The sequence below is a fragment of the Prosthecobacter vanneervenii genome (assembly GCF_014203095.1).
Taxonomy (GTDB): domain Bacteria; phylum Verrucomicrobiota; class Verrucomicrobiia; order Verrucomicrobiales; family Verrucomicrobiaceae; genus Prosthecobacter; species Prosthecobacter vanneervenii.
The window spans coordinates 1-13,161 of sequence record NZ_JACHIG010000017.1; the positions used below are offsets into that span (position 1 = coordinate 1).

Genomic DNA, 13,161 nt, shown 5'->3' on the forward strand with positions numbered 1-13,161 from the left:
CTCTGCGTCGCCAAAATGCCGCGCCATGGTTCTTTGCTTCCCGCTCGAAAGCACTCCCAGTGCCGAACACTACTGGCAGGAGTGCCCATCGTACTTTAATCGAGGCGCACGGCGGCGCAGACGGCGGCGAGGACGCGGCTCAGGTTGGCGACGCCGCCGGGTTCGTCGAAGCCGTTGCCGAGCTTGGGCTGCCAGGTGTCGCGGCTGTGATCCTGTTCGGGCTGGGGAATGAGGGTGAGCTTGGGATCGTACTGGCCGTCTTTGCCGCCGAGCTTGTAGATGACGAGATCGAGCGAGGGAACGATGTAGAGGCAGAAGCCACCGGCGCCGGATTTCCAGAAGGCGTCCTTGGGCACACCGGCGACGTGGCCGTCTTCGTTGTGCTCAAACTGGAGGGAGAAGGGCGTGTGCGGATTGTAGGGGCTCCAGGTCTGGCATTTTTTGATGTAGTCGGCAGGCACGAGCTGCTTGTCCTTCCACTTGCCGCCGTGGGCGAGGCAGTAGCCCATGCGCAGGGCATCGGTGGCATGCAGGGCGGTGCTGCCCGCGCCGTTGGCGTGGGGCATCACGTAGTCGCCACGGTGCAGGCAGTAGTCCCAGGCGCCCCAGCCCTGGGGCTTGGCGAGGCGGGTGTCGATGTAGTCCTTGAGCTCCATGCCGGTGACGTGGCGGAGCACGATGCTGGCGATGTGCGGGGAGGGAGAAGAGTAGGAGTAGCCTGCGCCGGGATCGATCCAGAGCGGGACATTGAGGGAGGACTTGTCGAGGTCACGGATGTTCTGGCCCGGCACGGGCTTGAGCGGGCGGGTTTTGGGATCGCCCTTCACATAGCCGCTGGGGGTCTGGCCTTCGCCCCAGTAGCCGGCGGTCATGCAGAGCAGTTGTCCCAGGTTGATGTCGGCTTTGCGCGGATCATTGAGGGGGAAGGCTTCGGGCAGGTACTGCTCGGTGAAGACCTTGGTATCGAGGCCCTGGGGGATCTTATCTTTGAACTCATGGAGCATGATGCCGCAGGCAATGCTGCAGAAGGCCTTGCCGGTGGAGGCCATGTCGGGATTGCAGTTGCGGCTGGCGCGGCCGAAGTACTTTTCAAAGACGAGGTAGCCTTTGTGCACGACGAGGAGGCCGCCGTGGGCGGTGGCGCGCTCGGAGAGAATATAGGCGGGCTCGATCTTGCTGAGGTCCATGCCGGCGAGATCGCGGCATTGCTTCTCCGTCTTGGCCTCGCGCCAGCCGCCTTCGCTGTCGGGCGGCGGGAAGTAGGTGTCTGCGGCGGCGGCGTGCAGAGATACAGCGGCGAGTGCGAGGGCGGTCAGGATGCGGGAGCTCATGGTGGTGCCGCACCATGAAATGCCCGGCGTGCTCTGGCGAGCGTGATTTTGACGGAGCCTGCAGAAAGCGCGGAGAGCCGGGCGTGCCGGGGCGCGCTACTCGGCGTGCGGGAGGTCCCAGGCTTTGAGCCAGCTGACGGCGGTGCGGGTGTAGCCTTTTTTGAGCAGGCGCTGCTCCATGTCTCCGAGGTGGGCGGCACCGTAGAAGATGGCGAGGTTCTTTTTGCCGATGGCGATCTCGTTGTCGAGGACGCGGAGTGCGAACTTGTTGCGCTCGCCGACGATGACGGTGCCGTCTCCGGATTCGATGCCTGCCATGATGTCCTCGACGGAGTCGAACTCGCGTGCGATCATGCGCTTGAGCTCGGTGCTGCTGTCTTTGACGGTGAAGACCTTGAGGAAGGAGGCGAAGCCGGAGGCGGTGGAGCTGCCGCCGCGTTTTTCATTGGCGGCCTCCTGGGCCTTCATGGCCTTGAGGTAGAGGGAGAAGAAGCTCTCCTGCTTGCGGGTCTGGGTGTCGGAGAACTGGGAGAGGTCCATGTCTGCATGGACGAAATTGGTGGCGCGGTAGTCGATGCCTTCGAGCTGGCCGTGGAGCTTGAGGGCGTCCCGCATCATGGTCTGGAGCTGGCCGACCCACTGGATTTTGGAGGCCTCCTGCTTCACCTCGGGATCATCGCGGTCTTCAAAGGCGGGACCGACGAGCTCATAGAGGACGGCGTCGTATTTTTTGAAGCGGAGATTGAGGCCTTCGAAGTAGGCCTTGTCCGCGATGTGGATGGCCCCGACGAGGTCCACCTTGACCTTTTGCGGAGATTCGTAGCTCATCACCGCCGTCTGGAGGCTGTCGGTTTTGGCCTCTTCGACAAAGCGGATGAAGTTGGTGGGCTCTTCCGCCGCTGCTGCGTGCAGCGTGGTGAAGGCCAGCACGGCAGGCAGCAGGAGGAGCTTTTTCATGGCCGGAGAGGCGGCGGGTGGAGAAGGGACGGACGGAGGGGCGAGACTGGTATAGACCGGGCTCAGCCCTGGGTGTTGAAGATACGGCCAAAAAAAGCCTTCATCTCCTCCCAGGAGGCCTTGTCTGCGGCCTCGTTGTAGGCGGCGCCCTTGCTGTTGTCGTTGCCGGCGGCCTTCTGGGTGAAGGAGTGCACAGCACCGGGGTAGCTGACGAGCTTGTAGTCCACCTTGGCGTCCTTCATCTCCTGCTCAAAGGCGGCGATGTCCTTGGCGGGCACGAAGGGGTCGTCGGCTCCGTGGAGGATGAGTACCTTGCCCTTGATGTTTTTGCCGTCGGCGGGATTGGGGGAGTCGAGGCCGCCGTGGAAGCTGACGATGCCTTTGATAAGAGCGCCGGTGCGGGCAAGCTCGATGACGCCGGTGCCGCCAAAGCAGTAGCCAATGGCTGCGACCTTGGAGACGTCGGTGTGGGCGTCCTTGTTGAGCACTTCCAGGGCGGAGAGCATGCGCTCGCGGTAGAGCTTGCGGTCAGTCTTGTACTTGCCGGCCTCCTTGCCAGCGGCAGGGGGCTGGGGGCGGATGCCTTTGCCATAGATGTCTGCGGCAAAGACGTTGTAGCCCAGCTCCGCGAGCATGCGGGCACGCATTTTCTCGTTGTCGCTGAGGCCGGTCCACTGGTGGATGATGAGGATGGAGGGGAGCTTGCCGGTTTTGGCAGAGTCCACGACGTGGAGGCCCTCGCAGAGGGTGTCTCCGGACTTGTATTCGACGACGGTTTCCTGGATCTCGGCGTGGAGCAAGCTGGTGGAAAGGAGGAGGGAGGAGATGAAAAGCAGAGCGCGGTTGGTTTTCATGGTTTGTGCGCAGTGTAAGCAGCGGGAAGCGAGTTTTCCAACTCGTTTCCCGCAAGAACTCTTGTGACGATTTTACTTGAGTTCCTGGATGCGGATATTTTTCCACATCACTTCCTTGCCCACGGCTTCCTTCTTTTTGCCGATGCCGTGCACCTGAAGGGCGATGACGCCTTCGGCGGTCATGTCGTCGGTGAAGTCGGCGGCGGGGACGCCATTGATGAAGGTCTTGATGCTGGAGCCGCGGCACTCGATGCGGGCCTGGTTCCACTCTCCCTGCTTGAAGGCCTTGCGGGCGGCTTCGTTGTTTTTGAGGTCAAAGAGCCAGCCGCGGCGGCCTTCATCATAGACGCCGCCGGTGAAGGCGCGGGGGCTGGGGTCGATTTCAAACTGGTAGCCGTGGACGCGGTCGGCGGGGAATTTCTTCTTTTTGCCAGCGATCTCGACTTCGGTTTCCTGGGTGTAGTAGTTGCTGCGGAACTGGATGCCGGAGTTCATGGAAGGATCGACCTTGAACTCGAGTTCGAGGATGAAATTGGCGTATTTTTTGGCGGTGCAGAGGAAGGAGTTGCCGGTGTCGGGGACGGTCTTGCCGACGACGGCGCCGTTTTCCACGCGGTATTCGGCCTTGCCGCTGTGCTGCTCCCATCCGGCGAGGGTCTTGCCGTCAAAGAGGGGGACGAAGGCGTCTTCGGCGCGCAGGGCGGAGGAGAGGGAGACGAGGGCGGCGGCAAGGGAAAGCAGGCGGTGGGTCATAGGAGCGATTTTAAACGGGGGGGAACGAGGGGTCTTTCTGCCCATGTTTTGGACGTGCATGGTGCCGTGCCCGTCAGGGTTGGTGGGCTAGATAAGCGCAATTTAAGACCGTATTTATTTGCTGATCAGACCAGATAAGGGGGATATTTAGTGATATGTAGGCCGTTTATCCCAGCCAGTTTCTGCCAACATCGAATGGAGAACTTTTGCTCAAACACTGGTGGAACCAGCCGCTTCTGATGAAAAAACCGCTCCCGAAAAACCCGATCAACAGCTCCCTGCAAATACGGCTGGCGAGCATTGCGATTCTGGGGCTTTTGATCGCTTTGTCTGCGGTGGCGTATTACAGCGGACGTCGAGTGGAGCGCGACAGCAACCTGATCGCGCAAGATGCGGTGCCGGGAACGATCCACGCGCACTACATGCGGATGGCGATCTCCCGGAACGTGGGCTGGGTGCTGGTGGCGGCCTCGGCGCAGACAACGGAGACGCGGGATGCCGCCTTGAAAGTGGTGCATGAGGCGGAAGAGAAGTTTGCCGATGAATTCAAAAAGTACCAAGCCACCATCAAGCTGAATCCGAAGGAGGACCATGCACTGCTGGAGCAGGTGAAGGAAAAGTCTGCGGTGTTTTTTGAAAAACGGCGGGCTTATGAAGCCTTGATTTTCAAAGGCGACCGGGATGCCAACGCCGCCTTTATGGAGCGTGAGCTGCTGCCGGTTTTCCTGCCAGCCATCACTGCAGCGGAGGATCTGATCAAATACAACCACGCCAACTGCTTTGGTTTTGCGAACTCGATCTATCGAAGCGTCAGTGATCTCTATCTGGCCGTGGCCGTGGTGGTGGGGCTGGCGCTGGCGTGCACGGCGGTGCTGGTGTTCAATCTGACCACCCGGCGCAACGAGCTGACGGAACTTCAGGAGAACGAGGAGAAGTTTTTCAAAGCGTTCAAGTCGAACCCCAGCGGGATCGCCATCACGGAGCTGGAGACGGGGAAATTTATCGAGGTGAACGACAGCTACTGCCGGATCATCGGGTATTCGCCACATGAGGTGATCGGGCATACGTCATTGGAGCTGGGGATCTGGGAAGATTCCAGCGCGCGGAGCCGGATGTTTGCGCCGCTTTTTCATGGGGGCTCCCTGCGTGACATGGAGATGAACGCGATCATGAAAGGCGGGGGGCGGAAGGCGGTGAATGTGAACTCGGACCCCATCGAGCTGGGCGGGAGGAGGTGCGTGATCTCATCGGTGGTGGACATCACGGAACGCAAGCAGCTGCAGACCCAGCAGGCGCAGCTGGCATCCATCGTGGAATCCTCTGAAGACGCGATCATCGGCAAGACGCTGGAGGGCGTCATCACGAGCTGGAACCGTGGTGCGGAGAGGATTTTTGGCTACAAGGCGGAGGAGGTGATGGGGCAGACGCTGCTGATGCTGTTTCCGCCAGAGAGACGGCATGAGGAGGAGATGATTTTGGCGCGGATCTCGCGCGGGGAGACGGTGCAGCATTTTGAGACGGTGCGCGTGCGCAAAGACGGGCAGCGGATTTTCATCTCGGCCACGATTTCGCCGTTGAGAGACAGCGATGGGAAGGTGACGGGGGCATCGAAGATCGCGCGAGACATCACGGCGCAGAAGCAGGCGGATGAGGCGCTGAGGGAAGGAGAGGCGCGCATTCGCGGCCTGGGGGACAACCTGCCCAGCGGGATGATGTACCAGCTGGACATGGGTAAAGAGGGGAAGGAGCGGAGGTTTACGTATGTGAGCGCCGGGGTGGAGAAACTGCACGAGGTCTCAGCCGAAGAGGTGCTGCGGGATGCGCAGGTGATGTATGGGCAGGTGGCCAAGGTGGACTTAACGAAGGCAATGGCGCTGGAGGCCGAGGCCCTGGCCGCCATGAAGCCTTTCAGGGCGGAGCTGCGCATGCAGATGCCGTCTGGAGCAATGAGGTGGAGCCTCTTTACCTCAGCACCGCGCCGTGCGGCCAACGGGCATGTGCTGTGGGACGGGATCGAGCTGGACATCACGGCGCAAAAGGAGGCTGACGAGATCCTGCGGCAGAAGCAGGAGCAACTGGTGCAGGCGATGGAGGTGGCGAAGCTGGCGCACTGGGAGTTTGACGTGGTGAGGAACATCGTCACGGCAGACGAGCATCTTTTCCAGATGCTGGGCACGACCTCCGAACAGGAAGGCGGGAACTCCATGCCACCTGAAGAGCATATACGGAGATTTGTGCATCCCGAGGATGCAGGGATCGTGGCGGCCGAGGTGGCTGGTGGAGTGGCGACGACCGACCCAAACTTTGCGCGGGAGTTTGAGCACCGGATCATCCGCAAGGATGGCGTGGAGCGTGCGATGCTGGTGCGCTGCCGGATCCTGATGGGAGAGGGGGGGAGAACGGGCAAGATCCTGGGGACGACGCAGGACATCACGGAGCAGAAGCAGGCTGAGCTGAAGATCCGGCAGCTGAACCGGATCTATGCGGTGCTGAGCGCGATCAACAAGATCATCGTGCATGAGAAAGAGCCGCAGGCGATGCTGACCAAGGCGTGCGAGATCGCGGTGGAGACGGGGGGCTTCCGGATGGCCTGGGTGGGAATGCATGACAGCGCCGCCAACAAGCTGAAGCCGGTGGCCTCCGCTGGCGTGGTGGAAGGGTATCTGGATCAGATCAACATCGACCTGAACGACAGTGTGCGGAGCTGCGGCCCGACGGGGCGGTGCTTCCAGACCGGGGAGCATACGGTGTGCAATGACATCGCCCAAGATGAGCGCTTGATGCCGTGGCGCGAGGCGATGGTGAATCGAGGGTACCGCTCGCTGGCCAGCTTTCCGCTGAAGACTGGCGAGAAGATGCGAGGTGTCTTCGCGCTTTATTCGGAGGAGAAGGCCTTTTTCAATGAGCAGGAGATGCTGCTGCTGGACGAGCTGGCGATGGACATCAGCTTTGCGCTGGAGGTGGGGGAGGACAATGCGCTGAGGCGGCAGGCGGAGCAGGAGCTGCGGTGGCGGACGGCCTTCTTTGAAGCGCAGGTGTACTCCGCGATCGACGGCATCCTGGTGGTGGACAGCACGGGGAGAAAGCTGCTGCAGAACCGCCGGATGAACGAGCTGTGGAAGATCCCGCCGCACATCGCGGATGATCCGGATGACGCGCCGCAGTTTCAGTTTGTGGTGGGGCGTGTGAAGGATCCGGAATATTTTGTGCAGAAGTCGGCGCATCTGAACGCGAACCCTGACGAGTCCAGCAGCGATGTGATCGAGCTGGTGGACGGCACCCTGCTGGAGAGGTACTCCGCGCCGGTGCGCGGGCGTGACGGCACGTACTACGGGCGTGTGTGGACCTTTCACGACATCACGGAGAAGAAGAAGCTGGAGCAGCAGTTTCTGCGGGCGCAGCGGATGGAGAGCATTGGGACGCTGGCCAGCGGCGTGGCGCATGACCTGAACAACATCCTGACGCCGATCATGATGTCTGTGGCGATGCTGCGGATGCCGATGCCGGATGAGAGGAGAGGGAAGCTGTGCGACACGATCGAAACGAGTGCGCAGCGCGGCGCGCAAATCATCAAGCAGGTGCTGACCTTTGGGCGCGGCTATGAGGGCGAGAAGCAGCCGCTGATGGTGGGGACGCTGATCCAGGAGATGGAGCAGATGATCCGAAGCACCTTCCCGAAAAACATCCGGCTGGAGACCGAGTGTGCGCCGGACCTGCGGATGGTGCTGGGGGACGCCACGCAAATGCACCAAGTGCTGCTGAACCTGTGCGTGAATGCGCGCGATGCCATGCCGGATGGCGGGAGGCTGCGGCTGAGCGCGGCGAACCTGGACATCGACGTCAGCTTTGCGAGCATGCTGCCGGAACTGACGCCGGGTGCCTATGTGCTGGTGAAGGTGAGCGATTCAGGCTGCGGCATGCCACAGGAAGTTATCGAGCGCATTTTTGACCCGTTTTTCACCACCAAGGGGCTGGGCAAGGGCTCGGGGCTGGGGCTTTCTACGGTGCATGGCATCGTGAAGAGCCACGGTGGCATGCTCAAGGTGGAGAGCACCCAAGGGGAGGGGACGACCTTCCAGATCTATCTGCCAGCGGATGTGCAGCAGGAGGAAAAGGCAGATGCCGTAGCAGACACCGCACCGCCTGCCGGCCACGGTGAGCTGGTGCTGGTGGTGGATGACGAGCCTGTGATCACGAACGCGGCGAGGGCGGTGCTGGAGGCCCATGGCTACCGTGTGCTGGTGGCCAAAGACGGGGTGGAGGGCATCGACACCTTTTCAAAAAACATGAACGAGGTGGCCGTGGTGCTGACGGATGTGATGATGCCGGTGATGGATGGCGTGCTCTTTGTGCGGACGCTGCGGAAGCTGAGCCCGAAGGTGCCGGTGATCGCCTCCACGGGGGTGGCGGAGGCAGGGCATCTGGACCAGTTGAGTGCGCTGCGCGTGGAGCATGTGCTGTGCAAGCCGTACAATGCCTCCACGCTCCTGCACACGATCCACGGGGTGCTGCACCCTGCGGCCTAGGCGGAGCTGTGGATTGCCGGGGGGTGAATCAAGAAAAGGCACGCGGGGGTCACAAAGGATGTCCGGTTTTGGCTCGCACTGCGGGATGAATCCGCTACAAGATCGGCAACCGGTCTCCCCATTTCCCAACCCCAACCATGAAGCGCTACTCTCTCGGAATCGACTACGGCACGAACTCCTGCCGCTCCCTGCTCATCGACCTCGACAACGGTGCGGAGGTGGGATCGACGGTTTTTAATTATCCGAGCGGGGAGATGGGCATCCTGCTGGACGAGAAGAATCCGCATGTGGCGAGGCAGAATCCGCAGGACTACCTGGACGGGCTGGAGGCGGTGACGCGCGGTGCGCTGCAGCAGGCGCGGGAGAAGGTGCCGGGCTTTGATGCGGCGCAGGTGGTGGGCATCGGCATCGACACGACCGGGAGCACGCCCATCCCGGTGAACAAGGAAGGCACGCCGCTGGGGCTGCTGCCGGAATTTAAAAACAACCTGAACGCGATGGTGTGGCTGTGGAAGGACCACACGGGCTACGCGGAGGCGGCGGAGATCACGAAGCTGGCGCATGAGATGCGGCCCAACATCATCGCCAAGTGCGGGGGCATCTACTCCAGCGAGTGGTGGTGGAGCAAGATCCTGCGGCTGCGCCGTGCGGACCCGGCGGTGTTTGCGGCGGCGTACAGTTTTGTGGAGCACTGCGACTGGATCCCTGCGGTGCTGACGGGGAACACGGACCCGCTGACGCTGAAGCGCGGCGTGTGCAGCGCGGGACACAAGGCGATGTACAGCGCGGAGTGGGGCGGGCTGCCGGACAAGGAGTTTCTGGCGAAGCTGGACCCGGCGCTGGCGGACCTGCGCGACCGTTTGTATGAGGTGGCCCATACTGCGGATGTGAAGGCGGGAGATCTGTGCGCGGAGTGGGCGCAGCGGCTGGGGCTGAAGGCGGGAATCGCCGTGAGTGTGGGTGCCTTTGATGCGCACATGGGCGCGGTGGGCGCGGGGATCAAGGAGGGGACGCTGGTGAAGATTTTGGGCACGAGCACGTGCGATCTCATGATCGCGCCGACAAGCAAGCCGCTGGCGGACGTGCCGGGCGTTTGCGGCATTGTGAATGGATCGGTGCTGCCGGGGTATTACGGGATCGAGGCCGGGCAGAGCGCGGTGGGGGACATCTTCCTGTGGTTTGTGAATCACCTGGTGCCGGACAGCTACGGTGCGAGTGTGGGCGAGAAGTTTGTGAACATGGAGAAGGCGATGGCGGGCCAGAAGCCCGGAGCCACCGGCTTGCTGGCGCTGGACTGGAACAACGGCAACCGCACGATCCTGGTGGATGTGCGGCTGACCGGGCTGCTGCTGGGCCAGACGCTGCACACGGAGGCGCATGAGATCTACCGCGCCTACATTGAAGCGACGGCCTTTGGCGCGCTGACGATCATCAAGCGCGTGGAGGAGTACGGCGTGAAGGTGGAGGAGGTGATCAACACGGGCGGGCTGTCCATCAAGAACGCGACGCTGATGCAGTGCTACGCGGACATCATCGGCAAGCCGATGAAGGTGAGCCAGAGCGAGCAGACCTGCGCGCTGGGCGCGGCGATCTTTGGCGCGGCTGCGGCTGGTGCCGGTGAAGTGGGCGCGCTGCAGGCGAAGGTGACGGCCACGCGCGAGAAGGTGTATTACCCGATCCCGGAAAATCAGGCGGTGTATGCAGAGCTGTATGCGCTGTATCGCACGCTGCACGATGCCTTTGGCACGGCGGAGTGGAGCGGGAAGATCAATCATGTGATGAAGGATCTGCTGGATATCCGGGCGCGGCAGAGCTGAGGTGGGGGCTTGTCTTTGAGCCAAGCCCGGCTAGACTTCTGCAGTGGAAACAGAAACCCTGGCCCGCAAACTTGGCACCACGACGCACCTTTCTCCGCTGCTGATGAAGGCGCGGAGGCTGGGGGTGCGTGTGCCCGAGGATCTGCGTACGCTGGCTGTGCAGCGGGGATGCCGTCACTATTGGCAGGGAGATGAGCCTGCGGGCGAACTTCTCCCGGTTGAGGCTTTTTCAAATGAGGAACTGGCTGTGGCGCTGCTTAGCATCGCGCAGGTTTACGATCCTTATTCGATCCGTTGCGGGGCTGCCATGCTCGGAGCGGAGGGGAATGATCCCCAGGTTCTTGCACGACTTGCGGTTTGGGAGCGCAGCGAGATGGTCGTCGCCTATGTGGCGGAATGCGGTCGGAAATATGAACCGGACAATGCTTTTTGGACTGAACTGCTGGCGCTTCTGCCGACAGTGCCTGCGCCAAAGGATGGCGTGATGCCTCATCCCACTCGTTTCGTGGCGATGAATGGCTACGTGGGGCCAAAAACCACTTTTGAATGGCAGCGCCCACGGCGTTTAGCTGCATGACCAATGCCGAGATCATTGCCTCCACTTTGGATGGTTTGCTCAAGCATTCAAATCCTCCTATGAAGGAACTCATTATCCTGTTTGTATTCAGTAGCCTTGCTTCCAGAGGCATAGAAACGGCCCTGCTTCGACAGCTCTGGCAGCTCAGGCCGGAGTGGGCGGTGGAGCGGAGCATTCCCCGGCATGCATGGGAAAAGTCACGGAACTTTAACTGGCTCAGGCTTTTGATGTGCTTTGACCGACAATTGCACATTACCCCGGAAATGAAGCGGCTGGCAACAATACTGGGCGTTCTTAACTACATCTGCATCCTGTCTCTTGTTCTGATATTCCTTGCCGCCATGCTTTGACTTGGGGTTGCGCATCGTGAGCTGTGCCTCTGAGATCAATCAACGGGCAGAATTCGAAGGCGCTGGGACGCTCGGATTGCAGGCAGGAGTGCCTGCATCACTTGGATTGCCGCAAGCTGGGCACGATTTGTGGCGTTTGGGTTGGGGTCATGATTTCTTTCCGCGCGCTTGCTGCTTTTTCCCTGGTGTTGGCTCCTTCCTTTCTGCTGGCTGAGGACTGGCCGCAGTGGCGTGGGCCGAGGCTGGATGGGACGTCGAAGGACACGGGGTTTCCGGTTTCGGCGGATGGCAGTGTGATCTGGAAGGTGGAACTGCCGGGGAGCGGGCATGCGTCTCCCATCGTGTGGCAGGATCGTGTGTTTGTGGTGTCGGCGCTGCCGGAGACGGAGGCGCGGGTGCTGCTGTGCTTGGACCGTGCGTCAGGCAAGGAGCTGTGGCAGACGGTGGTGCTGAAGGCGCCGACGGAGGGGACGCACAAGCTGAACTCGCTGGCGTCCAGCACGCCGGCCACGGACGGGGAGCGGGTGTTTACGGCTTTCCTCGACAACACGGAGACGGAGGCGACGCGTGCGGCGAATGCGGGGCGGGTGATCCCCAAGGGTGAGGTGCCGAAGGGCACGGTGGTGGTGTCTGCGCATGATTTCAGCGGCAAGCCGGTGTGGCAGGTGCGGCCGGGGCTTTTTTCCAGCAAGCATGGCTTCTGCTCCAGCCCGATCGTGTTTGAAGACAAGGTGATCGTGAACTGCGATCATGATGGCGATGGCTACATCGTGGCGCTGGCGCGCACGGATGGCAAAGAGCTGTGGAGGATCGAGCGGCCGAACAAGACGCGCAGCTACTGCGTGCCGCTGATTCGGGACATCGGCGGACGCACGCAGATGGTGCTGTCCGGCACGATGTGCGTGGCCAGCTATGACCCTCGCACGGGCAAGCAGCTGTGGATCATGGACGGGCCGACGGAGCAGTTTGTGGCGTCGATTGTTTACAGCGAGCAGAGCGGCCTGCTGTACATGACGGGCGGGTTTCCGGAGCACCATCTGCTGGCGATCAAGCCGGATGGCAGCGGGAATGTGACGAACACGCACATCGCGTGGCGCACGAACAAGGGGGTGTCTTATGTGCCGTCTCCGATCATCGAGGGAAGTCATCTGCTGAATGTGTCAGACTCGGGGGTGGCGCACTGCTTTGATGCGAAGTCGGGAGAGATCAAGTGGGAGGAGCGCATGCGCGAGCACCATGCCTCCCTGAGCAGCGCGGAGGGGCGCGTGTATTTCATCAATGACTTTGGCGTGATGCGCGTGGTGCAGCCGGAGAAGAGCTACAAGCTGGTGGCGGAGAGCGAGCTGAAGGAGAAGGTCTTTGCCACGCCGGCGCTGAGCGAGGGGCAGATCTTCATCCGCAGTGACAAGAGCCTGATCTGCCTGGGGAAGCGGAGCGCGAAGACGGCGGCGCGGTGAGGGCGGGGTCACTCCTGCATCCAGTAAAGGACCTGATGTCTGCTCTGAGACACTGCGACTCCTTTGAGGAGTTTATCTCTATTGGTTTCGCCGGGCGCGTGATTTGGTGAGACGTCAAAGAAGACAAAATCGTTCTCGAAGTTGGCGCTATCGATGGGGGCTGACTGATCCCTAAAGCCTGAAGTGAGCCAGGCTTTAGGAAGCATCGCGGATGGAAAAACCGGGGGCTTTTCATTGGGGAGGCCGGAATGCTCAGCGCGCAAACGCTGCTCGATACTGGCCGTTTCAGCGGCGGAAAAAGTCAGCAGCAGCAAAGTGTAGCCGCCATCGACGAAGCCAGGCTGAGAGTAGAATTTGGCGTCGGTTGCTGACGGCGGGATTCGATCTGGGAAATGGGCGAATTTTGCTGGTGTCGCGACTCCGGCGCTTTTCTTTGTCACTCTGCTGATGAAGGCGTCATACTTCTTGATGCTCGTGGTCGGAGACATTGTGTAATAGCAGCATGCGGCGCAGAATGCGAGGAATGCGAGAAACAATGA

10 protein-coding genes are annotated in these 13,161 nt (G+C 61.3%); 5 read left to right on the forward strand and 5 right to left on the reverse strand.

Annotated elements, in window-relative coordinates:
• Positions 1–95: 95 nt before the first annotated feature.
• From HNQ65_RS24745 to HNQ65_RS24760, 4 genes are all read right to left on the reverse strand, one after another.
• Positions 96–1,331: a serine hydrolase domain-containing protein gene (locus HNQ65_RS24745; RefSeq protein WP_184344207.1), complete on the reverse strand. Its 1,236-nt coding sequence runs from the start codon at positions 1,329–1,331 to the stop codon at positions 96–98.
• A gap of 96 nt (positions 1,332–1,427) precedes the next feature.
• Positions 1,428–2,288 (reverse strand): hypothetical protein, encoded by an 861-nt coding sequence (locus tag HNQ65_RS24750; protein ID WP_184344209.1) that lies wholly within the window; start codon positions 2,286–2,288, stop codon positions 1,428–1,430.
• A gap of 62 nt (positions 2,289–2,350) precedes the next feature.
• On the reverse strand, positions 2,351–3,142 hold the full coding sequence (locus HNQ65_RS24755) for a dienelactone hydrolase family protein (RefSeq protein WP_184344211.1): 792 nt from the start codon (positions 3,140–3,142) through the stop codon (positions 2,351–2,353).
• A 72-nt stretch (positions 3,143–3,214) separates the two neighbouring features.
• Positions 3,215–3,895 (reverse strand): 3-keto-disaccharide hydrolase, encoded by a 681-nt coding sequence (locus HNQ65_RS24760; protein WP_184344213.1) that lies wholly within the window; start codon positions 3,893–3,895, stop codon positions 3,215–3,217.
• A gap of 239 nt (positions 3,896–4,134) precedes the next feature.
• On the opposite strand from HNQ65_RS24760, the gene HNQ65_RS24765 reads away from it, so the two are divergent.
• The 5 genes from HNQ65_RS24765 (at position 4,135) to HNQ65_RS24785 (ending at position 12,622) form a co-directional block, all read left to right on the forward strand.
• Positions 4,135–8,421 carry a PAS domain S-box protein gene (locus HNQ65_RS24765; RefSeq protein ID WP_184344215.1) on the forward strand — a complete coding sequence of 1,429 codons (4,287 nt, stop codon included), beginning with the start codon at positions 4,135–4,137 and terminating at the stop codon, positions 8,419–8,421.
• 137 nt (positions 8,422–8,558) lie between these two features.
• Positions 8,559–10,238: a ribulokinase gene (locus HNQ65_RS24770; protein ID WP_184344217.1), complete on the forward strand. Its 1,680-nt coding sequence runs from the start codon at positions 8,559–8,561 to the stop codon at positions 10,236–10,238.
• A 43-nt stretch (positions 10,239–10,281) separates the two neighbouring features.
• Positions 10,282–10,815, forward strand: a complete 534-nt coding sequence (locus HNQ65_RS24775) for a hypothetical protein (protein ID WP_184344219.1) — start codon at positions 10,282–10,284, stop codon at positions 10,813–10,815.
• Positions 10,812–11,165, forward strand: coding sequence for a hypothetical protein (locus tag HNQ65_RS24780; protein ID WP_184344221.1), 354 nt, complete (start codon positions 10,812–10,814; stop codon positions 11,163–11,165). The genes HNQ65_RS24775 and HNQ65_RS24780 overlap by 4 nt, the downstream gene beginning before the upstream one ends.
• Positions 11,166–11,314: 149 nt before the next feature.
• Complete coding sequence (locus HNQ65_RS24785; RefSeq protein ID WP_184344223.1) at positions 11,315–12,622, forward strand: PQQ-binding-like beta-propeller repeat protein; 1,308 nt, start codon at positions 11,315–11,317, stop codon at positions 12,620–12,622.
• Between the two features lie 8 nt (positions 12,623–12,630).
• On the opposite strand, the gene HNQ65_RS24790 is transcribed toward HNQ65_RS24785, so the two are convergent.
• Complete coding sequence (locus tag HNQ65_RS24790; protein ID WP_184344225.1) at positions 12,631–13,110, reverse strand: hypothetical protein; 480 nt, start codon at positions 13,108–13,110, stop codon at positions 12,631–12,633.
• Positions 13,111–13,161 lie beyond the last annotated feature (51 nt).